The following is a 22,327-nucleotide window of genomic DNA, read 5'->3' as shown; positions in this document are numbered from 1 at the left end:
ATGTGCAGACTCTAAAGGCCTACGAGCTCCAGCTCGAGCTCCAGCAGATAAGGGGCCTCAGGCAGAGCCTCGAGCTCAAGATGAAGGAACTTGATTATGCAGAGGGCATTATAACCTCCATTAAACCCGAAAGGAGGCTCTACAGGGCCTTCAGCGACCTTCTGGTGGAGATAAGCAAGGACGAGGCAATAGAACACATCGAGAGGAGCAGACTCGTTTACAAGAGGGAAATCGAGAGGCTCAAGAAGAGGGAGAAAGAGATTATGGAGGAGCTCTCAAAACTCAAAGCTCCCCTCTCTTAGCCTTCTCTCCGAGTTCAAAGCCCTTCTTTAGGGCCCTGAGGTTTATCTCCTCCGTCCCCTTGGGAACGGCGTCGAGGACTGCCTTCTCTATGGCATCCCTGCTGACGATTTCCGTCCAAGCTGTGAGGAGGCCCAAAGTTAGGATGTTCATCGTGAGGCTCAGCCCGGTCGTCTCCTCTGCTATCTCCGTCAGCGGGAGGGATATCACATCGAGCTTCTTCTCGAAATCGAGGTCGCGGTTGGGGACAAGGTCCTTTTCGACGATTACTTTGGCACCCTCCTTCACGCTGTGGAGGTACTTGCTGTAGGCCTCCTGGGAGAAGAAGATCGCGTACTCTGGCTGGAGAGTTTTGGGGTAGTCAATGGGCTCGTCGCTTATGACTACCTCGGCCTTGCTCGCGCCTCCCCTGGACTCTGGACCGTAGGCCTGCGTCTGGACGGCGTAGAGGTTCTCGTAAACTGCCGCAGCCCTTCCCAGAATGACGCCGGCCAGTATGACACCCTGACCGCCGAAGCCGCTGAATAGGACTTCCTTCCTCATTCTTCCCACCCCATAATCTTCTTGGCGCGCTTCCTGTATTCCATGTACGACCTCACAAGGCCCGGCCTGTCCCTGTCCGCGAACTCACCGATAACGACCTTCCCCTCAAGCTCTTCTGGGGACATCTTCTTGGCCTTGTTCAATGGTACAGTTATCTTCTGATACCAGCGGAGGAGTTCCGGTGCGGTCTTCATCCTGTTCCTTCTTCCAAAGCTGACGGGACACGGGGAGAGGAATTCCACCAGGGAGAAGCCTTCCTTCTGGAGGGCCTTCTTTATGCTGTTCATTCCCTGGAGGTAGTTGAAGACGCTCCACCTGGCGACGTAGTTCGCCCCGGCCGCAACCGCCAGGCCGGCTATGTCGAAGGGGTTCTCAAACTGGCCGTACGGGGCGGTGGTGCCCCTGAGGCCCTTTAGAGTCGTTGGGGCAACCTGGCCGCCGGTCATTCCGTAGGTGAAGTTGTTGATGAGTATGACCGTGACGTCGAGGTTCCTCCTTATCGCGTGGATGAAGTGGTTTCCACCTATTGCTGCCGTGTCTCCATCGCCCATGAAGGCTATTATCTTGAGGTCGGGGTTTGCCAGCTTTATGCCGGTTGCAAACGCCAGGGCCCTTCCGTGGGTGGTGTGCAGACCGTCGAAGTTAACGTATCCTGGAACGCGGGAGGAGCAGCCGATTCCGCTGACCCAGACTATTTCGTCCTGGCTGTAGCCGAGTTCGTCTATCGCCCTCAGGGTGAACTGGAGGGCCGAGCCTATACCACAGCCTGGGCAGAAAATAGTCGGCAGCATGTCCTTCCTGAGGTACTTGTCCCTTACCTCATAAGCGTCCTTGAGGTACATCATCCCACCACCTTCTCAATGATCTCCATCGGTGTGTGAACTTCTCCACCTATCTTGCTTATCAGCTCAACCTCGGCCTTCCCGTTCGCTCCTTCCTTGACGAGGTGGTAGAGCTGCCCCATGTTCATCTCCGGAACGAATATCTTCCTCACCTGCTCGGCAAGCTCCTCTATCATGTCGAAGTCGAACGGCCATATCGTGTTGAGCTTCAGGAGTCCCGCTTTAACGCCCCTCTCGCGGAGCATCTTCACTGCCCTGATGGCCGAGCGCGAGACTATTCCCGTGGAGACTATGGCAATCTCGGCATCATCCAGCTCGAACTTCTCGTAGCTGATTATGTCATCCTTGTGATCCAGAATCTTCCTGTAGATCCTGCCGATGAGCTTCTCCTGGACCTCGGGCTCCACAGTCCTCGGATGGCCGTACTCGTCGTGAGTCAGGCCGGTAACATAAGTGCGGTAGCCCTTTCCAAAGATCGGCATCGGCGGAACGCCATCGCCGTGCGGGTCTCCAAAGGGAAGCTTGGCCTCCTCCTCGTTGGCGGGGAGCTTTCTGTCAATGATCTCGATCTCATCGGGAGTTGGAATGTATACGCGCTCGCGCATGTGGGCCAGCTCCGCGTCGCCGAGGAGAACGACCGGTGTTCTGTACTTCTCGGCCAGGTTGAATGCCCTGATGGTCAGATCAAATGTCTCCTGGACGGTCGATGGGCTGAGGACTATCAGCATGTGGTCTCCATGCGTGCCCCAGATGGCCTGCATTATGTCTCCCTGAGACGGAAACGTCGGCTGCCCCGTGCTTGGGCCTCCACGCATCATGTTGACGACCACTATCGGCGTCTCGGTCATGATGGCGTATCCCAGGTTCTCCTGCATGAGGGAGAAACCCGGGCCGCTCGTTGCAGTCATGGCCTTTGCCCCGGCCCAGGATGCTCCTATTACAGCCGCTATGCTTCCAAGTTCGTCCTCCATCTGTATGCTCACACCGTCAACCAGCGGCATGTACAGTGCCATTGCCTCAAATATCTCGCTTGCGGGCGTTATTGGGTAGCCCGCGTAGAAGCGGCATCCGGCTAAAATAGCCGCCCTCGCTATAGCCTCGTCACCGGCTATGAAATCGGCCTTTCCGACTGGAAATGGGTACCTCATTTTGATCCCTCCTCAAAACCAACCCTAAAGGCCCTGAGGTTTATCTCCTCCGTTCCCTTGGGAACGTGCCTCCTTATGGCCTCTTCCACGTTTTCCTTCTTCACAACACCCGTCTTCGCCACGAGGTAGCCGAGGGCCACCATGTTCACGGTCAGAGCCAGCCCCGTGCTCTCCTCTGCAAGCCTCGTGAAGGGGGCGCCTATGTAGTCCCTATCGGGCTTCACGAGGTCCGTCTCGATGATAAGAAGTCCATCTTCCTTCAGAGAGTCCTTAACAGTGTCGTAGCCTAGCTGGGCCAGAGCCACCAGAACGTCCGCCTTCGTGACTATCACGTCGTAGATGGGCTCCTTTGAGATTATCACGTCCGCTATGGAATGACCGCCCCTGCTGGCCGAGCTGTAGTCCTGGGTCTGAAGGACGTTTAATCCTTCAATCGCGGCGGCCTCTCCGAGGATGACCCCGGCCAGGACGACGCCCTGGCCACCTATACCCGCGAGCCTAATCTGCATCGTCTCTACCCTCCAGATAGGATTTTGTGAAAGTCAAAAACTCCTCCGCATATTCCAAAACCTCTCCGGCTTCTCTTTCGGTGTACTCAACGAAAGCGTCATAATCGGCTGTATGGCGCATGTTGAGGGCTTTGGAGTAGCCTGTATAAAGTCTTGCAGGCATCTCACCGGTTTTCACGAACTCTTTCCCGAGCTGGGAGTGAACACCGGCATGGCTTTTCGGGGCTATGCCCCTTGAAAGGAGGAGCGCCCTAGCACAGTAGAACATGACGTAGTAGGCGCTTGAGATGGCGAATGCATAGTGCCCTCTCTCGAAGAGCTCCTCAGTTGCCCGAAGTCTCTCTTCAGCCTTTCTAAGGAGCGCCCTGATCTCGTCCCCGTTCATACTGCAATTCCCTCCGTCTTCGCCGTGATGTAGAGGCTGTCATTTCTGGAGGTGTGGGGCACTATCATGACCGAGACCCCCAGCTCGAGGGTAAGCTCCGCACTGAGCTCCCCGATAATGTCCCAGTCTTCTGGCCGTATTCCGTCTCGAAGGATAAGGAGGATGTCAAAGTCGCTATCTTCTCTGTAGTCCCCCCTAGCCCTCGAACCGAAGATAATGACCTCCTTAACCCTGTCGCCGAAGGCCTCCCTTATTCTCCTGCCCACGAGCTCAAACTCCATCTGATTCACCCTTAAGCCCGAAGTGCTCTTGAACCTCATCTATGAGCTTGTTGAGCTCGGTAACGAACTCGGGCCTCTCCCTGTTAACGAACTCTCCAATGACGAACTTGCCCTCAAGCTCCTCTGGGGACATGTTCTTGGCCTTGCTTATTGGGACTGAGTTCTTGAGGTACCAGCGGAGCATTTCAGCTGGTTCTTTCATCTGGTTCCTCCTTCCGAACTGAACCGGACACTGGGATATGACCTCAACGAGCGAGAATCCCTTGACCTGAAGGGCCTTCTTTATGCTCTCTATGAGCTGGTAAACGTGAGCGGTGGTCCATCTTGCAACGTAAGATGCTCCTGCAGCGGCAACGGTCTCGGAAATCTGGAGCGGGTGCTCGATGTTCCTGTAGGGACTGGTGGTGGTCTTTGCCCCGAAGGGCGTTGTTGGAGCGACCTGGCCGCCGGTCATTCCGTAGATGAAGTTGTTGACGAGGATAACCGTTATGTCTATGTTCCTCCTCGCGGCGTGGATGAGGTGGTTTCCGCCTATGCTGGCTAAATCACCGTCCCCGCTTATTACGACGACCTTCTTGTCTGGAAGGCCGACCTTGACGCCCGTGGCGAAGGCTATTGCCCTCCCATGAGTCGTGTGGAGTGTATCCGCGAGGAAGTAGGGGGAGGCAATCCAGGCAGAACAGCCTATGCCGCTGACGACAACGAGGTCCTTCGGGTCTATCTTGAGCTGATCAACGGCATTTGCAAAAGCGTTGAGGACTGTTCCACCCCCACAGCCAGGACAGAGGGCGGTTGGAAGTGCTTCTTTTCTCAGGTATTTGATGAGTGGGTACTTCGAGTAGATCTCCTTCGCCATCAGGCAACACCCCTTATCTCGCGCAGGATTTCCTCAACGGTGAGCGGAACGCCGCCTATCTTGTTCACTCCCTTGAGCAGAACGTCGTCGTTGAGGTAGCGCTCGACCTCGATTATCATCTGTCCGAGGTTCATCTCTGCGACGAGAACAGCCCTGACCTTCTTTCCGAGTTCCCTCATTCTCTCGCCAGGGAACGGATGGACGGTCTTCGGCACGAAGAGGCCGGCTTTTATTCCCTCTTCCCTAGCCTTAAGGACCGCTCCAAGTGCCGGGCGAGCTGTTACCCCCCAGCTCACCACGAGTATCTCAGCGTCGTCTGTGAAGTGCTCCTCGTACTTCTCGTAAACGTGCCTGTTCTGCTCTATCTTCCTGTGGATGCGCCTTACGAGCTTGTCGTGAACCTCAGGAGTGTAAACATCTCTTAACCCGTTCTCCTTGTGGGTCGAGCCGGTAACGTGGGTGAAGTAGCCGTGGCCGAAGAGTGGCATCGGCGGAACTCCGTCACCGTGCGGGTCTCCAAATGGAAGCTTAGCCTCCTCCTCGTTAGCTGGAAGCTTGCGGTAGGTTATCTCGACTTCCTCTACGTCGGGTATTTTGACGAGCTCCCTCGTGTGTGCCAGAACACCATCGAAGAGAACCACAACCGGTGTTCTAAGCCTTTCGGCAATGTTGAACGCCCTTATTACTTCCCAAAAGGCATCCTGTCCGCTCGTTGGGGAAAGTGCCACTATGGGATGGTCGCCGTGGGTTCCCCACCTCGCCTGGAAGAAGTCCCCCTGCGCTCCTTTAGTGGCCTGACCCGTGCTCGGACCGCTCCTCTGGACATCGACGAGAACCAAAGGTGTTTCTGTCATCACGGCGTATCCTAGGTTCTCCTGCATGAGGGAGAAGCCAGGGCCAGCAGTTGCCGTCATGACTTTGAAGCCCGTCCAGGAGGCTCCAACCATCGCGGCTATGCTCCCTATCTCATCCTCCATCTGGAGGTAGTACCCGCCGAGCTTCGGAAGCTCCCTCGCCATCGTCTCCGCTATTTCGCTTGAGGGGGTTATCGGGTAGCCAGCGTAGAAGCGGCATCCTGCGAAGAGCGCGCCGTAGGATAGAGCCTCGTTTCCCTGCATGAAGTAGTTGCCCGGCTTGTAGAGCTTCTTGATGAGCCTGATCTGCTCAGGCTCGTCGCCGCGGATAATCATGCGTCACCACCTTACCGAGATGGCGAAGTCGGGGCAGAGCAGCTCGCAGAGCTTGCACTTGACGCACTTCTCCGCGTGAACCGGGACTGGGTAGTGGACGCCCTTTTCACTGAGCTCCTTGCTCCACTCAAAGACCTTTCTGGGGCACATCTCAACGCAGATCCCGCACCCCTTGCATAGAAAAGTGTCGACGTCAATTTCAACGACGCCCTCCGCTTTGCCAGTCACCAGGTAGTTCTCCTTTACGACAACGGTTTTCCCTTCGACGTCTGCCATAATCATCACCCGCAATTTGCTAAGCCTTTTTACGTTTGTCAACATTTAAAGCTTTCGTGGATGGCCATTAATGTCCACAAAAGATGTGCCGGCCGGGTTTATACACCCCATAAAAAAGCTGGAAGAAATGAGCCGAAAGGCAGAAGGAAATTCACCACGTCACTAGCTGCCAGTCTAAGAGGCCATTCTCGACGATGTATCTCCAGCGCTCGCGGCATTCCGGCTCGAGGTTCTCCAAGTAGCTCAAATCCTGGGTTGCCGAGAACTTCTTTATCGCCCTTCCGATGATTCTGTCGTAGTCGGTGAGGCAGTTGTGCGGTCCCCTCCTAGAACCGGCACCAACGGGGTCGCTCAGGATTCTCTTGTGGGGGAACTTCTTCTTTGCCCAGGTTAGGACCTCAACCGCACTCCAGAGCCACGGCGGCCTGTACTCCTTCTTCTCCCACAGCCTCTCGTAGAGCGTCCCCTTCTGGATGTCTGTTATGTTGATTGAGAACGTGTCCGTGTAGGGCTCAGCCTTGATTATGCTCGCCTTTGCATCTTCAATCCCGTCGCGCTCGGAGAGGAAGATCGGCTTGAGGAGGAGGTAGGTTTTGACCTTGGCGCCGGCTTTGTGGGTTATTTCGGCTGCTTTCACAAATTCGGAGAACGTATTTCCCTTGTTGATGGAGACGTCGGCTATCTCATCGTTGGCAGTCTCAAGACCGATGGCGACCTCAAAGTGCTTGTCCGGGACTATCTCAGCAAGCTCTTTAACGGCGTCGTATCTGACGAGCTCGCTCCTGCTCTCGATGACTATCTCCTCAACATCATCAAGCTCGGAGAGGATTTCGAAGATTTTCCTCCTCGTTTCCGGTTTGAGCTCGCCGTTGTCGAGGAATGAGCCCGAGGTGAACATCCTCACGGCAAAGGGCCCCTTCTTTCCTTCAATCTTTTTGAGTGCTTCCCTCACGTAGTCCACTATTGCCTCCTGGCTCCACATCACCTTCGGCGCGGCGGTTGGATAGGCGCACATGTAGCACGGCTCACCGACGCGGAAGCGGTAGCAGCCTATCGTTGGCAGGATTATGAAGAGGGCCGTCCCCGTCTTTCCGGCCACGTTGTCCTCGCTCGTCCAGTACGTCATCTTCTCACCTGAGAGCGGCTGGTGGTTAGGGTTTTTAAAGGTGAGTGCTTTCCCCTAGGCTCTTTTCGGCGAGCTCCACGAGATCCGATGGTGTCAAAACTTCGATTCCCTCGGGCTTGCGCTCCAGTACTGCTTCATCGGGCACTATGAGGAGCTTTCTGCAGTCAAACTGGCCCAGTTTGTCCTCGATCTTCGCTATCTCCTCGCGTTTGACGCGGACTTTCCACTTGACCTCCCCAACGATTTCGAGCTTCCGGAATCCCTGAAGGGCTATGTCGAGCTCAAGCTCCGGTAGCTCAACGCTAACTGGTCTTAAGCCGTAGACTTTGGCCAGCAGGGATTCGGTGAAGCTTTCAATGTGCCTGGGAAGCTTCTCGTCTATTACGCGCCTTATGAACTCCAGGGGTGTGTCCATCTCGGTGTAACCGTACTTGGCTTCAAGGTAGAAGTGGAGATCCAGAAGGGGAGAGGCTATGGCGTAGCGGAACCGCTTCTTCTTTCCATGGATGGGTCTTTTCTCTATCAGCCCCATTGCCGTGAGAACCTTGAGGTACTTCTGAACGCTTGAGGGGGACTCTATGAGGCCCCGCGAGAGGAGGTAGTTCCCTATCTCCCCGCTCTTTGACTTCCCGTCCGCTATTGAATGGAGAACCGCCAGATAAACCTCCGAAAGGCTGACCTCTTCCTCGGAGAAGGCTTCTCCAACGAGCTCTGCTATCATGGCCCCAGATGATTGTAGATAGGAAGCCAGGAACTGCCTGAGTGGGGGCTGGTAGAGGGGAACGAGAACCGGCTCTCTCAGGTAAGTTGCCGCCTCCACCAGCTCTTTTCCACTCACCTCCTTCGAAAGCTCCATCACTATTTCCCTCTCATCTATGAGACCCACCTTAACTGGAAGGACCGTCCCCAGGAGAGGGCTTTCCCTTTTCCCCAGGAGCCTCATGGCGAGCCAGAGCGTTGAGGTTATCAGTAGGAGCTCGCCATTTCCGGAATATGCGTGGAGGAGGTCGAGGAACTCCTCCGGAAGGCGGTGGAACTCGTCAACTACAATCCTTCCATTTTCCAGCTCTCTGAGAAGCTCGTCCTTGAAATCCTCGTACGTTAGAACCTTTCTGGAGTCCACGTCGAGGATGCTCCCATTCCTGTTGACGAAGAAGTACCTCCTGTAGTCAATGAAGTTCCTGGCCAGGAATGTCTTTCCCGTTTTCCTCCTCCCGTAGATCATCTTCCAGCCTGACACATTGATCTTCTCAAGTTCGGTTCTGCGTGGAATGATTCTCATAAGAATGATTCTGGTTGGAATCTTTTTAAGACTTTCGGGTGGTCAAAGGGAATGGCGGAACCTATTTATACCTGGCGAACCAACGGAAAAATGGTGAGAAAATGGAAGTTTTGGTGAAGAGACTGGATTCCCAGGGGAGGCTTCTCCTCCCGAAGGAGCTGAGGGAGAAGCTGGGGGATGAAGTAATCATAGTTGACCTCGGGGACAGGGTTGAGCTCCTTCCGAGGAAAAAGGTTAATTTCACTAAGTTCTTTGACAGCGTCGAGATTGAGGAGCTCGACGAATGGGAGAAACTTAAGAGGGAGCTGTGGTCGAAGTGAGGTTCATAGATGCCAACGTTTTCATATATGCGTTCCTCAAGCCTAAAAAGGAACCGCCGGAGAACGTCAGAACCATCAAGGAGATGGCTAAGGAGATACTCAAAAGGGTCAGCGAGGGAGAAGAGGTAGTTACCACTGTCGTCCACATCAGCGAGGTTGCCAACGTAATCGAGAGCAGGGCGGGGAAGAAAAAAGCAGTTGAGATACTGATGGGCATACTAACGGCGGAGAACATCAAAGTGCTGGACGTGTCGACCTCTGATTATTTGAAAGCGGCCCTCATGGCAGAGGAAAAGAACCTCGGAATAAACGACGCCTTGGCTTACGTGAAAATGAAGGAAGCTGGCATCTCCGAGGTCTATACCTTTGACAGGGACTTTGAGAGGCTCGATGTTAAGGTTGTGAGGGATTGAAATGAGGATACTCCTCACCAACGACGACGGGATATACTCCAACGGGATCAGGGCGGCGGTTAAAGCACTCAGCGAGCTCGGCGAGGTCTACGTGGTTGCTCCTCTCTTTCAGAGGAGTGCGAGCGGAAGGGCCATGACGCTCCACAGGCCGATAAGGGCGAAGCTCGTTGACGTTCCAGGTGCAAAGGTCGCCTACGGGATAGACGGCACCCCGACGGACTGCGTCATCTTTGCAATAGCGCGCTTCGGAAAGTTCAACCTTGCGGTTAGCGGAATAAACCTTGGGGAGAACCTCAGCACCGAGATAACCGTTTCCGGGACTGCCTCAGCCGCGATAGAAGCCGCCACCCACGGAATTCCAAGCATCGCGATGAGCCTTGAGGTTGACTGGAAGAAGACCCTTGGAGAGGGCGAGGGCATCGACTTCTCTGTGTCGGCCCTTTTCCTCCGCAGAATCGCCGAGAAAGTTCTCAGGAGGGGACTTCCCAAGGGGGTGGACATGCTCAACGTGAACGTGCCGAGCGACGCTACGCCGGAAACGCCCATCGCCATAACGAGACTTGCCAGAAAGCGCTACTGCCCGACGGTGGAGGAGCGGATCGATCCCAGAGGACACCCCTACTACTGGATAGTGGGAAGGAGAACCACTGAATTCGAGCCGGGGACGGATGCGTATGCGCTCAAGATGGAGAGAAAGATCAGCATCACCCCCATAAACATCGACATGACGGCGAATGTTGATTTTCATAACCTCCTTTCCGAGCTGGGTTGAGGGAAGGCGCTTCCCAAGTTGGGACATTTCCCCTTTTCACTGCCCCAGTTGGCAAGATTTATAACTTTTCGCGGATAAACTACTCAGGTGATAACATGAGGCGGTTTGCCCTACTCATATCCTTGTTCGTTCTCTTTGGGGTCTTTGGAAGTGCGATGGTCAGTGCTACCACTGTGGCCGTTGATCTCTCTCACGGGGAAAATACAAGGTACCTAGTGGACCCAGTCCTGGATCGGGAGAATAAGAGCCGTATAGTGGCCCCTTCAATCGTCGACGCTATTGGGGACGTCAAGTGGGCGTATTTCGGAGACCCCAGCCTGCTCCCCGCTGACAAGATCCAGAACCTCGGGGATTCAATAACTCAGGAGGGCCTTGAGAACGTCGATATCCTGATACTGGGGCAGCCAAGGGAGCCCCTCACCCAGGATGAAATCCAGGCCATTAAGGAGTGGTTCCTGGAGGGAGGAAAGGTTCTCTGGGTGGCGGGCGACAGTGATTTCGGCTCGGGAAACAGGACTCAGAGTGCAGTAAACGCTCTTCTTCGGGAGATAAGCAGTCTTCGCGTTGACCTCTGCTCCGTTGACGATCCCGTTAGCAACACGGGGAAACCATTCAGCCTCGTTGCCTATGTCTCCCCGGATGATGGAATCCCGTTTAAGGGCCTTCTGACACAGAACTTCGTTTACGGGGGAAAAGTTCTCTTCCACGGTCCGGGCCCCCTGGCGTGGGTTGACGCCAACGGCACCTGGCACCCCTTAACGGATGGGAGCATGCCCGAGAATACATACCGGATCGTGGTCACCAGCGAGAACGGCACCATTGTCGAGAACAACGACCAGCCAGCAAACGCCTACACAGCCGACGATACCGGCGTCTTCACCCTCATGGCCGCGCAGATAGTCCAGCTCGACAGCGGGAAGAGGAGCGTTCTCATCGTGAGCGGCGAGAGTCCATACGGCGATTATGAACCCATATGGAGCCCGCTCGCGTGGGGAACCAAGCTTGACGGTCCTCAGTTCGTCAGCAACGTTATCCACTGGGCGGCGTTTGTAGCGGCCAAGGGTGCCCCTGAAAGGCTCTTCAGCTTGAGCGACCCGGTTGGTGACGACAACGGACCCGGCACCTACACTTATCCAACTGACTTGGCCTTCAACGGGAGCGGCCTCTTCGACATAACCGGGCTTGACGTTGAGAGGGCCGGGAACGATTACGTTTTCAGCTTCCACTTCAAGAACCTCGGCGGCAACCCGTGGGGAGCCCCTAACGGCTTCAGCCTGCAGATAATTGAAGCTTACTTTGACTTCAAGGACGGTGGAAACACCTCCACGATAGGACCCGGGCCGAACGTGAGGCTCGATCCGGATCATCCATGGGACGTTTCCCTGAGGATAACTGGATGGGGATCCGACCTCTTCCTCCCGAACGGAACGGTCATCGAGGATCTCCAGACCTTCACCGACGGGGAGAGCAACACTGTAAGCGTTACCGTGCCCGCCAAGTACATCGGAGACCTGAAGGTGGAGGGACCGAAGTTCCCGAGGATCGCGGTTCTGGTCGGCAGTCAGGACGGCTTTGGTGTTGACCAGTGGAGAGATGTGGGTGCTAACGCGGATCAGTGGGTAATTGGCGGCGCCGACCCCGCCGCCGTTGAAGCCGGCGTTGCCCCGCGCGTCATGGATCTCCTCGTTCCGGACTGGTTTATAGAGAGTCAGGAAGAACAGCTCAAAAGCTACAACGTCAGCTCAAAGAGCCTGGCCGTTGTTAGGCTGGTCCCCCTGGTTCAGACGGGCTACCTCACCATAACTAGCGAACCCAGCGGGGCCAATGTCATCATCGACGGCTTCAACGTCGGAAAGACTCCGGTAGAGAACCTCGCCCTCCCGCTTGGGCTCCACGTCGTTAAGCTCCAGCTCTCCGGATACATGACCGAAGAGTTCAACGTTTCAATAACGCCCGGATCGCTGTCCATCCCCATAACCTTGACCCCGAAAACTGGAATGCTCACGGTGACGTCCAATCCAAGCGGCGCCACTGTTCTCATCGACGGTAAGGAAGTCGGCAAGACACCCATCGAAGAGTACAGGCTGCCAGTTGGAACCCATGAGGTTACCGTGAAGATGGACGGATACAGGGAGGAGTCCTTCAACGTCTCCATCCTCGAGAACAAGGAGCTGACCTTCAACGTGGAGCTGGTCCCGCTTGAAAGCACGACGACCACCACGACAACGACGACAATCACAACAACCAGCACGACAACCACGACTTCCCCGGGTAAGACCACGACGACTTCCAAGCCAACTACGACAACGACTACCACTACTTCCAGCAAGAAGGGTGGTGGGGGAATCTGCGGTCCTGCCGCTCTCATTGGACTAGCTATCATGCCGCTCCTCCTCAGAAGAAAGGAGTGAGTTTTTCCCGTTCTTCCATTTTTGGTAAATTCAGCAAACTTTTTATTTCCCTTGCCTCTCTTCCCCTGGAGGTGTGTCTTTTGAAGGGGAGGATTGCTCTCATAGGTTCGGTCATGATCCTGCTTCTGTTCACCGGGTTCTCGGGGGCTTCCTTCATCGAAGTGAAGATGCCCGGCCTCACATCACCAATAGCGGCCGATTCTTCCGGGGGGAGTGTAATAATCGGAGGGATCTCAAACGGAACCGGTCTTGGGGACTTCGACGCGTTTCTAATGGCCCTCACTCCCAACGGGACCCTTAGATGGGCAAAGGCCTACGGTGGAAGCGGGAGGGACATCCTCTACTCCCTTAAGGCCCTGCCCGATGGGAGCTCCGTGGTCACAGGTGGAAGCACCTCCCTTGGGGGCGGATGGGTGTTCCGGGTAGGGTCTGACGGAAGCGCCCTCTGGAGTAAGGTGTACAACGTTGACATGGTCTATTCGATCGTCCCGTATTCAAATGGCTTCCTGGCCGTTTCCTCGACGTCTGGGATTCCCACACTTCTGTCCCTGGATCAGGATGGAAACGTTAGAGGGGCATACCTGCTGACGCCCAACGAAACCGCCTTACCGGTGAAGATAATGGCCCTTCCGGGGGGTCAGATATTCATCGCGGGGATAAAAAACTCCCCTAAAACTGGCTCTCCAGACTTCTGGCTTGCACAGATAACGCCCGATGGAAAGGTGGTATGGCAGAGGACATACGGCGGAAACGGCACTGAAAAGCTCTACGACGCCGAGCTGGACGGAGCTGGGGTGACCTTGGTCGGCTACACCTCGTCCTTCGGCTCCGGGGCGGTTGACCTCCTAGTCGTCAGAACAGATCTCTCGGGCAGGGTTAAGTGGGCCAAAGCTGTGGGCAGTCCAATGGAGGAATGGGCAAACGCCGTCACCCTCCTGCCCTCGGGGGATCTCGTTCTCGGGGGCATATCGTATTCAACCGGGGAAGCCCAGGCCTGGCTGGTGGTTATGGACACGTGGGGAGACGTTAAGAGGTGGATCACGTTCGGAGGGGCAGGGATGGACTGGATAAGGGCCCTGACGAGCGGTCCCAACGGTGAACTCGTTCTGGCTGGAGGAGTGGACGGAAAGGCAAACCAGCTCGGAAACCTGGTGAAAAACTATCCCCTAATCGGGATCCTGAGAGACGTGAGCCTCGATGATCTGGGAAGCGGTTGTTCCCTGGCATTCAGGAGGCCCCCGTTCAAGGTGATGGACGCTAACATATCCGTTGCGGAGGGGGCCGCGGTAAGCAACCCCCCGAGTGTTAGCGTGGTGGCCAGGGCGGCGAAACTCAATACCAAGAACCTTAACGAGGAGATCCTGAACGCATGCTCCCAGGCTCAAACGACAACGACCACTTCCTCAACCGCGACCACGACGACAACTGGCATTATCTCGACTACCGCCCCGCTCGGCGAGGATACCACGACGACTTCTGGGCCGACTACGACAACGACCACCACTACTTCCAGCAAGAAGGGTGGTGGGGGAATCTGCGGTCCTGCCGCTCTCATTGGACTAGCTATCGTACCGCTCCTCCTCAGAAGGAGAGGAGAATAATGGCCGAGCCGGGGATAACCCTGATAGCGTACTCCAATGAGGACTTCATGAGCAGGAAGCTTGGATCGCTGGAGGAGCTCGAAAGGTACCTCGATTATCCTGTGGTCTGGGTAAACGTAACCGGCCTCGAGGAGATAGAGTCCATAGGGGAGTACTTCAAACTCAATGAAACCATCGTGCGGGCCATGAGGAGAAAGGCCCCAGAGGTCAGGGCCATGTTCTTCGACGATCACCTCTTTCTTCTTCTCCACCAGGTTTACGAGGTGGAGGGAGGTCTGAAGAGGGAGAAGATCGGTCTCATCCTTAGGGGCAACGTCCTTGTAACGATTCAGGAGGTAAAGGGGGACGTGTTCAACAGAGTTCGCGAGAGGATCCGCGAGGGGGAGGGACTCATTAGAAAGCGCGGCGCCGACTACCTCCTCTTTGCGCTCCTGGAAGCCATAGTAGAAAACTATGTCCCAATATTGGAGCGCATAAGCGCCGAGATGGAGAAAACCGAATCCCTGATCCTCAGGAAACCCGACCAGGTGATCCTTAAAAAGATCCACCACATGAGACGCGAGGTCCTTTTCATGAGGCGCACAGTTTTTCCCCTCCTAGAGTTCTTCAGACGGCTCAGGATGGAGGGAGCGAGCTTCTTTGGGGATGAAACAGCAAAGCAGTTTGAGGAACTCCACGACCACGTGCGTGATATTCTCGGTATCATCGAAACCCAGAAAGAGCTCGCGGACAGCCTCGTTGAGTTCTACTACTCCACAATCTCGATGCGGACCAACGAGGTCATGAGGATCCTTACTGTTGTCTCGACGATATTCATCCCCCTGACCTTCATAACCGGCCTCTACGGAATGAACTTCCGGCACATGCCCGAGCTTCAGTGGCGCTACGGCTACCCGGTGGTTTTGCTCCTAATGCTTGGCATCGCCCTCGGCATGCTGGTGTACTTCAGGAGAAAGGGGTGGATTTAGAAGTCCTCAAGGCCAAGGGCCAGCTTTACTGCTTTTTCTGCTATCACGTCCATCGGGTCGATGAGGGGGACCCTTAAATCCCCCGGCCTTAACGCCACGCTCACCTCAGTGCAGCCGGCTATGATGCCGTCGGAGCGCTTTTCCAGCCTCTTCGCCACTTCCAGAAGCAGTCTCCTGCCCGTCTCGATGTCCCCAGCTTTCACCCCATCGTAGATGGCCTTCATAACGAGTCCCTGATCTTTCCTGTTGGGTACCGCTATCTGGACGCCGTGTTTCAGGAGCGCCCTGTGGTAGACGAGGCCCTTTATGGTTCCGTCGGTGGCGAGCAGACCGACTTTTCTCAGTCCCATCCCCTTGACGGTTTTCGCCGTCTCCTCTATCATGCTGACGAGCGGAACCCCTATCGCCCTCTGGATTGTCTCCGCGAAGAAGTGCGCCGTGTTGCAGGGCATTATTATGAAGTCCGCGCCCCAGCTTTCGAGTTTTCTGGCGCTGGCTATGAGTTCCGGCCTCGGATCCTTGCCTTTTCCAAGGATGAAGGCAGTCCTGTCCGGTATCTTTGGGTTGTCGTAGATGATTATCCTCGGATGGTCCTGGTCGCGCTTCGCGGGCGTTTTCTCGACTATCCGCCTGAAAAGGTCGGCCGTCGCTAAAGGTCCCATCCCGCCCAGAATGCCAATAACACGCTCTTTCATGATCCCACCAGCTTACGTCACTCCTCCAGCCATACCGAGTCGTCGCCGTAGTAGTTCAGCTTGACGACGAAGAGCCTGAACGGCTCGTCCCTCTCGTTGACGACCCAGTGAACGGTCTTCGGCTTGACGAGGAAAATGTCTCCAGGCCTTGCCAGGTATTCGGTATCCCCTATTCCAAGCTTTGCCTCGCCGCTGATAATGTAGAACAGCTCGTACTGGCGCTCGTGGTAGTGCTTCTTAACCGTCTGCCCCGGTTTGACCTCTACTATCTGGGCGTAGCTCCCCTCCGGCAGTTCCCCATCGAAGAGCGGGAGTTTTCGGTATGTTCCGCGGTCGATGAGGTTTTTGATTTCGGCTTTCATTCCATCACCAACCTAAAATTTCGTTTGAGGTTGAAAAGCTTTCCATTTCGACTCACATCGAAGCCCTCAAAAGACTTTTATATCCTGGGGAGAACATACCTTGGACAAACATCAACGGTGATGACCATGGAGGCACTTGAAAAGGCCCTTCGATGGGCTGAGGACAATCTAAAGGCGGAGTACATAGAGCTCCGCTATGAGGATCTGAAGAAGACAACGCTCGGTCTCAAGGACGGTGTTTTTACGAGCTTTACCGGAAAGCTCCACCGTGGGCTGGCGATTAGGGTTCTAGCTGATGGAGCGTGGGGGTTCGCTTCAACCAGCGATTTGACCGACCTCGAGAAGAAGATTGAAGAGGCTTACAAGTTAGCTAAAGCCGCAGCACAGACGAAGAAGGAGAAGATAGAGCTGGCAGAGATAAAGCCTGTCGAGGACTTCGTTGAGAGCGGAATGAAGGTCAAGCCGAGGGAAGTCGACATCGAGGAGAAGGTGAACCACCTCCGCGAGCTGGAGAAGCTTCTCAAGGAGGACGAGGCGGTTAAGAGCGTCCAGATACGCTACGAGGATGGCGGAGGTAAGAAGATCCTCCTCACCAATGAAGGCACGAGGATAGAGTGGGACTACAACTACCTCTACCAGGGGGCCTACGTTACCGGCAAGGCCGATGGGAAGCTTGCCATGGCGAGGGACAGCATTGGGGCCGTCGACTACGGATGGGAGCTCATGACCGAGAGAGAGCCCAACGAGAAAGTAGCCGAGAGACTGAAGAGAAAGATGTGGAGCCAGCTCAAGGGTGTAGCTCCGAAGCGCGGTGAGTTCCCCATCGTTGCCGGTCCGATAGTGGTCGGAATCATAGCGCACGAGGCCCTTGGCCACCTTGCCGAGGCTGACCTGACGATAAACTCGCCGTTCAAGGACTTAATCGGCAAGCAGATAGCTCCAGAGTACGTAACGATGAGCGAGCGCTACGTGGATGGGGGCTTTGGAAACGACCGCTATGATGACGAGGGCGTTCCGGTTAAAGACATCCACATCATCGAGAACGGAATCCTCAAGCAGATTATGCTCAACCGCGAGTATGCTGCTAAGTGGGGTATGGAGCCGAACGGGCATGCAAGGGCTGAGAGCTACCGCTACCCGCCGATAATCAGGATGCGCAACACGCTCTTCGAGCCCGGTGACCACTCCTTTGAAGAGCTGATAGAGGACATCAAGTTCGGCTACTACGTCGTTGACTTCCGCGGTGGTCAGGCTCAGCTGAACAGCGCCTTCCAGGTCGGAATCCAGGAGGGCTACGTAATCAGGAACGGCGAAATCGCCGAGCCGATAAGGGACACCTCAATCACTGGAGTCGCCATCGAGGCGCTCAAGAAGATTTCAGCGGTTGGCAAGGACTTCGGCATTGAGGTCGGCTTCTGCGGTAAGGGGCAGACTGCCTTCGTCAGCTCGGGTGGCCCGCACATGCGCTTCGACGGAGGAATAATCATCGGTTGAGGTGATGGAGATGGAGAATCTCATACGCTTCGGCGAGAAGTTTTTCGACGAGCTTGAGATAGCCGTTTACCGCTCAAGGGATGTCTCGGCTAGTGTTGAGCTCAACGAGATTTCGATGGCCTCGACGAGGAGCGGAGCCTTAACGATAATTCGCGGAATCAAGGACAAGCGCCTCGGGCTAGCTATTGTAGACAGCGACGAGCCCGAGAAGGTAAAGGAGGCCATAGAGCAGGCTGCCAAGATGGCGAAGCTTAATTCCCCCGACGAAAAGTGGGTCTCCCTGCCAGGGCCCGGAAAATACAGGGAGAAGCCGAAGCCTAACTACGAGCTCAAGGAGGCCTCGCCTGATGCCCTCGTTGATATGCTGGTCAAAGGTGTCAAGCTCGCCCGCGAGAAGGACGAGAACCTCGTCGTTGCCGGCGGTGAGGGCGGCGTGAGCTGGGAGGAGAGGAGAATCCTTAACTCCCATGGGATAGATGTCTCCCAAGAGGGCGGAGCGGCGTTCTTCTTCCTCGAGTTCGTCGGGAGGAAGGGAAGCGTTGTAACACCGGGGATATTCGACTTCGACGCGAGGAGAGACCTCAACCTCGACGTTGAGGGGGTTGTTGAGAGAGCCGCCCAGAAGGTCCAGTGGGCCTACAACGTCCTGCCGAGCAAGAACGAGGAAGTGCCGCTGATCCTCGGCCCGTGGGCGATTGCCGGGCTCTTCAGTTATGCCCTGCTTCCGGCCTTCAGCGGTGAACGCTTAGTCAAGGAGACCACGCCGCTCGCCGGAAAGGTTGGGGAGAAGATAGCGAGTGATGTAATTACCCTCTACGACGACCCGTTCCACCCGCTCTCCCTTGAACCTGTTATAGCGGACGGTGAAGGCGTCCCGACGAGGAAGAACGTTCTCATTGAAAACGGAACCTTCAAGGGCTTCGTCTGGGACAACTACTGGGCAAAGGTTTACGGCACTGAGAGCACCGGAAACGGAAAGAGGGACACGAAGAGCGGCGGAATAAGCATAGGCTTCCACAGCGTCGTCATCGAGAACGGCAAGCGCCCCCTTGAGGACATAATCTCCGAAATAGATAGGGGCTACCTCGTTGACGGCCTCCAGGGTGCGCACTCAAGCAACCCGGACAACGGAAACTTCGCGGTAACGGCAAATCCAGCCTTCCTCATAGAGGACGGCGAGGTTAAGGGTGCGAGCGTCTTCCTGATAGCGGGTAACGTCTACGAGCTTCTCCAGCAGGCTAGTGAAGTCACCAAGGAGCAGACGATCATGCCCTTCATGGCCACGATGATAACGCCCCACATAAAGTTCGAGGGAGTTAAGATAGCGGGGAAGTGACTACCCTTTCTTTATCCATTCCTCCACGGACAGAAGCCTGATAACGCGTCCCCCGGGCTTAGCAATCCGCTCTTTCCCCTTTTCCCACGTGACCACCGTTAGCTCTCTAATCCCTGTTTCGGCAGAGGCTTCAATAAGTGCCGATAGCTCCCTCTCCCTGTTTTCCGGATGGAGTTTCCACGAGACCTGTATCAGCTCCTCCCCGGGGATTATGAAGTCAACCTCCCCTCCACCCCCGGTTACGTAGAAGAAGAAGTCCTCGTTCGGCGTGAGATCACGCTTGAGAAGCTCGGTGAACACGAGATTCTCCAGGAGCCTCCCGCGGTCGCTGACTCCGAGAACATGGAGCAGGCCGTTGTCAACGAAGTACGGCTTGAAGCCGAGGAGTTCTTTCTTCTTTTCGGACTTCACGTGGGCCCTGAGCGGGAACACAACCAGGGCGTCGCTGAGGTACTCAACGTAATTGGCCAGCGTTGGCTTTCCGACAGCTATGCCCAGGCTCTTCATAGTGGAGTGGAGCTTGGTTATCGAGGTGTGGCTTGATGATGCCAGGAGCTTGAAGAGAAATCTCAGCGCTTTGAGGTTGTCAACGCGCCACCTCTCGACAACGTCGCGGTAAATTGTGACGTCAAGGATCTCGCGCAGAATCTCGCGCCTGAGCTCCTGCTGAAAGACGACTTCCGGATAGCAGCCCCACTCGAGGCATTCCCGTACGGCTCCCAAGAGCTTTCCCCTTACCTCAAGACCAGGAAGGGTTTTCTCAAGTCCCTTAACCCTCAGAACCTCCGAGAGCGAAAAGGGGTAGAGGTTCACCGTTATCGCCCTTCCCCTCAGGACGGTTGCTATCTCCTTTGAGAGTAGCTTTGAGGAGGAACCCGTCAGGGCTACACTGTGGCCCATATCGAGGGCGTACCTGACGAAGCGCTCCCAGCCCTCAACCACCTGGACTTCATCGAGCAGGAAAAGGAGTTTCTCGCCTTTGGGAACGGACATCAGGGAGTAATAGCTCCTCAGCATCTCCATCAAGTCCTCAGCGGTTGCCCCCATAAGGCGTGGATCCTCGAAGTTTACGTAGAGGCTTCTTCCCCTCTCCGGATCGAGTTCGTCCCACAGCTGAAAGAGGAAGAAAGTCTTTCCAGCACGCCTCGGCCCGACAATGGCCAGGGCGCGGCTCCGGGGGAGTCTAACCTGGATTTCCCGCCTGGTATACTCAACCTTCAGCTCCAGATAGTCCGAGATTACCTCTTCCCATGTTGCACGTTCAATCATGTTTTATACATAAAACATTCTATTTAAAAAGATTGTTCTGTGCAGAAAACATCACTCAACCCTGAAGTCTATCGCGATGTTGAACTGCCTAGGCGCATAAGGACGGACCTTCCTCTCGTCGAGGAACTCCACTTTTAGCCCCAGTTCCCGCGCCACAGCTTTTATCTTCGCCTCATGCTCGGAGAAAAGATCTTCCTCGGGACCGAAGCCGTAGTAGTGGACGACCCCGCCGGATTTAACGCTCATCAGGGCCTCCTTCAAAAACATATCCGCGAACTTGGGGAGGTTCATTACAACACGGTCGGCCTTCACCCTGCCTGCGACCTTCCTGACATCTCCAAGGATGGGGATGACGTTGAAAGCTTTGTTGAGCCTCCTGTTCTCTTCGAGATATTTTATCGCCCAGGGGTTGAGGTCGCAGGCGAAGACGAGCTTTGCCTTCTTCGCCAGGAGGATTGAGTATGGTCCAACGCCGGCGAACATGTCAAAGACTATCTCTCCCGGCCGGGTCTTCTCGAAGACCCTCATCCTCTCTGTGGCGAGCCTCGGCGTGTAGTAAACCCTCGCAACGTCGAGCCTCAGCCTTATCCCGTTCTCGCGGTGGAGCGTTTCGGTTCTTTTCTCACCCGCCAGATGGATCAATTCCCTCACGCGGTACTCCCCTGAAACCTTACTTCCCTTTGCAAAAACAGCCTTTATGTGGCGGTGGACTTTGAGGATAGCCTTCCCGATGGCTTTTCCGTGTTCCATTAGTTCCTTCGGGAGCTCGATTATCGCGATGTCTCCTATTATGTCAAACGAACTCGGGAGGAGGGGCCTCAGCTCGTTAGGAACTTCCACAACCTCACGGTAGCTGTGGGGCCTTTTTTCGGTCTTCTCAAACTCGGCCTCGACGAGTTCAAATCCCTCGACCGGCTCCGTGACGGGGAAGAACACAAAATCGCCTTCGCGCTTTGGAGAGTACCCTTTAGCCAGAACGCCAAGTTCGAGGAGCTTTCTTCTAACCTTCTCTGCTTCGCGCTTGGGGACTTTTACGGCGAGCATCGGAGAGGGATTGGAGAGAGGGTTAAAAAGATTTTCAGAGTGATGCTCACCAGCTAAACTCGTCCACCAGCTCGCCCTGGGAATTGTAGAGGTAAGCGGTATCGTGGTCGTTGTTCCATATCGCCCTCCCGGATCCCCAGTAGAGGTCGTGGACAGGTATCGAGAGGGCTGTCCGGCTGCTAAAGGTCATCATTGCAGAGAATCAGGACATGTTCCCGGGGGTGATAAAGGAGAAAGAATAAATTACCCTTATTCTTTTTTACGTAGAATGTACGAAGTGAGTATTATCACGCCCAAGGCCGCCACTATTGGCTTCCAGGGTGTTAATGTTTCGGGAACTTCTAAATCAAGTTTAACATTGCTGTCCCTTTTAACAGTATGCGGAATGCCATACTTACTAAGAAGCTGAGATAACTCTGTAGCTGCGGACCTTCTATAGCTGTCATTCAAGTGCTCCAAGTAATCTCTGGAAATCTCAATCTCTGCCTCCAAATGTCCATCTTCAAACCCACGAACATGCATTTCCCATGGTGGGTTCAAACGCTTTACAAGACCAAAAACTTGTCCAGGCTTTTGCACTTGGAGGAGGGTGTCTTGGAACCCCTCCCTCCTGAGTATCTGCTCAATGTCTGCTAAACTCACACCATATACTTGCACCTTTTCATATTCCATATTCACCACCCCCAAGTGGTCTGGCCTCCTTCCATACTGATTCTAGCCACCAATAATATAAAAAGGAGGAGAGTATTCAGTAGGATGGAGGTAGTTGGGATTTTTATTATGGTAATCGCCTGCTGTATCAACGAAAAGAACCAATACATAACGGCATACCCAACAATTCTACCAACCACATAAGATATAGATGCAAAAAGACCCATCATTCCAAGAGCAAAGACTCCAAAGA

Annotated in this window: 26 protein-coding genes; 9 read left to right on the top strand and 17 right to left on the bottom strand. The window is 55.0% G+C overall.

Translation table 11 applies throughout. The annotated features are described in order from the left end of the window. Positions 1-2 precede the first annotated feature (2 nt). The gene (locus tag A3L09_RS06615; RefSeq protein WP_088858203.1) at positions 3-302 is read left to right on the top strand and encodes a prefoldin subunit; all 300 of its coding nucleotides are present in this window, start codon (positions 3-5) and stop codon (positions 300-302) included. On the opposite strand, the gene A3L09_RS06610 is transcribed toward A3L09_RS06615, so the two are convergent. The 11 genes from A3L09_RS06610 to A3L09_RS06560 all read right to left on the bottom strand — a co-directional run bounded on the left by A3L09_RS06610 (position 283) and on the right by A3L09_RS06560 (position 8,738). After that, positions 283-843, bottom strand: a complete 561-nt coding sequence (locus tag A3L09_RS06610) for a 2-oxoacid:ferredoxin oxidoreductase subunit gamma (protein ID WP_088858202.1) — start codon at positions 841-843, stop codon at positions 283-285. The genes A3L09_RS06615 and A3L09_RS06610 overlap by 20 nt on opposite strands. Further along, entirely contained in the window at positions 840-1,685 is an 846-nt protein-coding gene (locus A3L09_RS06605; RefSeq protein WP_088859011.1) for a 2-oxoacid:ferredoxin oxidoreductase subunit beta, read from the bottom strand. The genes A3L09_RS06610 and A3L09_RS06605 overlap by 4 nt, the downstream gene beginning before the upstream one ends. Further along, the gene (locus A3L09_RS06600; protein WP_088858201.1) at positions 1,685-2,833 is read right to left on the bottom strand and encodes a 2-oxoacid:acceptor oxidoreductase subunit alpha; all 1,149 of its coding nucleotides are present in this window, start codon (positions 2,831-2,833) and stop codon (positions 1,685-1,687) included. Before A3L09_RS06600 ends, A3L09_RS06605 begins: the two co-directional genes overlap by 1 nt. Then, positions 2,830-3,342 (bottom strand): 2-oxoacid:ferredoxin oxidoreductase subunit gamma, encoded by a 513-nt coding sequence (locus A3L09_RS06595; protein WP_088858200.1) that lies wholly within the window; start codon positions 3,340-3,342, stop codon positions 2,830-2,832. Before A3L09_RS06595 ends, A3L09_RS06600 begins: the two co-directional genes overlap by 4 nt. Continuing rightward, positions 3,332-3,727, bottom strand: coding sequence for a HEPN domain-containing protein (locus tag A3L09_RS06590; protein WP_088858199.1), 396 nt, complete (start codon positions 3,725-3,727; stop codon positions 3,332-3,334). The genes A3L09_RS06595 and A3L09_RS06590 overlap by 11 nt, the downstream gene beginning before the upstream one ends. Then, on the bottom strand, positions 3,724-4,008 hold the full coding sequence (locus A3L09_RS06585) for a nucleotidyltransferase family protein (RefSeq protein ID WP_088858198.1): 285 nt from the start codon (positions 4,006-4,008) through the stop codon (positions 3,724-3,726). Before A3L09_RS06585 ends, A3L09_RS06590 begins: the two co-directional genes overlap by 4 nt. Next, positions 3,998-4,864, bottom strand: a complete 867-nt coding sequence (locus A3L09_RS06580; protein WP_088858197.1) for a 2-oxoacid:ferredoxin oxidoreductase subunit beta — start codon at positions 4,862-4,864, stop codon at positions 3,998-4,000. The genes A3L09_RS06585 and A3L09_RS06580 overlap by 11 nt, the downstream gene beginning before the upstream one ends. Beyond that, positions 4,864-6,054 (bottom strand): 2-oxoacid:acceptor oxidoreductase subunit alpha, encoded by a 1,191-nt coding sequence (locus tag A3L09_RS06575; protein ID WP_088858196.1) that lies wholly within the window; start codon positions 6,052-6,054, stop codon positions 4,864-4,866. Before A3L09_RS06575 ends, A3L09_RS06580 begins: the two co-directional genes overlap by 1 nt. Before the next feature lie 3 nt (positions 6,055-6,057). Further along, on the bottom strand, positions 6,058-6,330 hold the full coding sequence (locus tag A3L09_RS06570; protein WP_088858195.1) for a 2-oxoglutarate ferredoxin oxidoreductase subunit delta: 273 nt from the start codon (positions 6,328-6,330) through the stop codon (positions 6,058-6,060). A gap of 151 nt (positions 6,331-6,481) precedes the next feature. Further along, a complete protein-coding gene (locus A3L09_RS06565; protein ID WP_088858194.1) occupies positions 6,482-7,456 on the bottom strand; it encodes an archaeosine biosynthesis radical SAM protein RaSEA in 975 nt (324 codons plus the stop codon). 34 nt (positions 7,457-7,490) lie between these two features. Then, positions 7,491-8,738, bottom strand: coding sequence for an AAA family ATPase (locus tag A3L09_RS06560; RefSeq protein ID WP_088858193.1), 1,248 nt, complete (start codon positions 8,736-8,738; stop codon positions 7,491-7,493). 101 nt (positions 8,739-8,839) lie between these two features. On the opposite strand from A3L09_RS06560, the gene A3L09_RS06555 reads away from it, so the two are divergent. From A3L09_RS06555 to corA, 6 genes are all read left to right on the top strand, one after another. Beyond that, on the top strand, positions 8,840-9,058 hold the full coding sequence (locus tag A3L09_RS06555; protein ID WP_088858192.1) for an MraZ C-terminal domain-containing protein: 219 nt from the start codon (positions 8,840-8,842) through the stop codon (positions 9,056-9,058). Next, positions 9,055-9,471 carry a type II toxin-antitoxin system VapC family toxin gene (locus A3L09_RS06550; RefSeq protein WP_088858191.1) on the top strand — a complete coding sequence of 139 codons (417 nt, stop codon included), beginning with the start codon at positions 9,055-9,057 and terminating at the stop codon, positions 9,469-9,471. Before A3L09_RS06555 ends, A3L09_RS06550 begins: the two co-directional genes overlap by 4 nt. A 1-nt stretch (position 9,472) precedes the next feature. Further along, on the top strand, positions 9,473-10,243 hold the full coding sequence (surE, locus tag A3L09_RS06545) for a 5'/3'-nucleotidase SurE (protein ID WP_088858190.1): 771 nt from the start codon (positions 9,473-9,475) through the stop codon (positions 10,241-10,243). Positions 10,244-10,338: 95 nt separating this feature from the next. Continuing rightward, entirely contained in the window at positions 10,339-12,654 is a 2,316-nt protein-coding gene (locus A3L09_RS06540) for a glucodextranase DOMON-like domain-containing protein (RefSeq protein WP_088858189.1), read from the top strand. An 80-nt stretch (positions 12,655-12,734) separates the two neighbouring features. Then, positions 12,735-14,255, top strand: a complete 1,521-nt coding sequence (locus A3L09_RS06535) for a CGP-CTERM sorting domain-containing protein (RefSeq protein ID WP_088858188.1) — start codon at positions 12,735-12,737, stop codon at positions 14,253-14,255. Further along, entirely contained in the window at positions 14,255-15,223 is a 969-nt protein-coding gene (gene corA / locus A3L09_RS06530; protein WP_088858187.1) for a magnesium/cobalt transporter CorA, read from the top strand. The genes A3L09_RS06535 and corA overlap by 1 nt, the downstream gene beginning before the upstream one ends. Here corA and A3L09_RS06525 read toward each other — a convergent pair. Both A3L09_RS06525 and A3L09_RS06520 read right to left on the bottom strand, forming a co-directional pair. After that, positions 15,220-15,918 carry a cysteate racemase gene (locus A3L09_RS06525; protein ID WP_088858186.1) on the bottom strand — a complete coding sequence of 233 codons (699 nt, stop codon included), beginning with the start codon at positions 15,916-15,918 and terminating at the stop codon, positions 15,220-15,222. The genes corA and A3L09_RS06525 overlap by 4 nt on opposite strands. A 17-nt stretch (positions 15,919-15,935) precedes the next feature. Beyond that, on the bottom strand, positions 15,936-16,280 hold the full coding sequence (locus A3L09_RS06520; RefSeq protein WP_088858185.1) for a cupin domain-containing protein: 345 nt from the start codon (positions 16,278-16,280) through the stop codon (positions 15,936-15,938). Between the two features lie 126 nt (positions 16,281-16,406). Here A3L09_RS06520 and A3L09_RS06515 point away from each other — a divergent pair, with 126 nt between their 5' ends. Together A3L09_RS06515 and A3L09_RS06510 are read left to right on the top strand one after the other, a co-directional pair. Then, positions 16,407-17,774, top strand: coding sequence for a TldD/PmbA family protein (locus tag A3L09_RS06515; protein WP_088858184.1), 1,368 nt, complete (start codon positions 16,407-16,409; stop codon positions 17,772-17,774). 10 nt (positions 17,775-17,784) lie between these two features. Further along, positions 17,785-19,110, top strand: a complete 1,326-nt coding sequence (locus A3L09_RS06510) for a TldD/PmbA family protein (RefSeq protein WP_088858183.1) — start codon at positions 17,785-17,787, stop codon at positions 19,108-19,110. On the opposite strand, the gene A3L09_RS06505 is transcribed toward A3L09_RS06510, so the two are convergent. The 4 genes from A3L09_RS06505 to A3L09_RS06495 are packed head-to-tail and all read right to left on the bottom strand — an operon-like array spanning position 19,111 to position 22,095. After that, positions 19,111-20,379: an ATP-binding protein gene (locus A3L09_RS06505; RefSeq protein ID WP_088858182.1), complete on the bottom strand. Its 1,269-nt coding sequence runs from the start codon at positions 20,377-20,379 to the stop codon at positions 19,111-19,113. 51 nt (positions 20,380-20,430) lie between these two features. Beyond that, positions 20,431-21,423 (bottom strand): tRNA (guanine(37)-N1)-methyltransferase Trm5b, encoded by a 993-nt coding sequence (trm5b, locus tag A3L09_RS06500; protein ID WP_088858181.1) that lies wholly within the window; start codon positions 21,421-21,423, stop codon positions 20,431-20,433. 46 nt (positions 21,424-21,469) lie between these two features. Beyond that, positions 21,470-21,613: a hypothetical protein gene (locus A3L09_RS10890; protein WP_198362258.1), complete on the bottom strand. Its 144-nt coding sequence runs from the start codon at positions 21,611-21,613 to the stop codon at positions 21,470-21,472. 59 nt (positions 21,614-21,672) lie between these two features. Further along, positions 21,673-22,095 (bottom strand): hypothetical protein, encoded by a 423-nt coding sequence (locus A3L09_RS06495; RefSeq protein ID WP_088858180.1) that lies wholly within the window; start codon positions 22,093-22,095, stop codon positions 21,673-21,675. Positions 22,096-22,327: the final 232 nt, after the last annotated feature.

The sequence above is a fragment of the Thermococcus profundus genome, assembly GCF_002214585.1.
Lineage (GTDB): Archaea > Methanobacteriota_B > Thermococci > Thermococcales > Thermococcaceae > Thermococcus > Thermococcus profundus.
The sequence above is the reverse complement of the archived record's forward strand: the minus strand, read 5'-3'. Positions and strand labels throughout refer to the sequence as shown.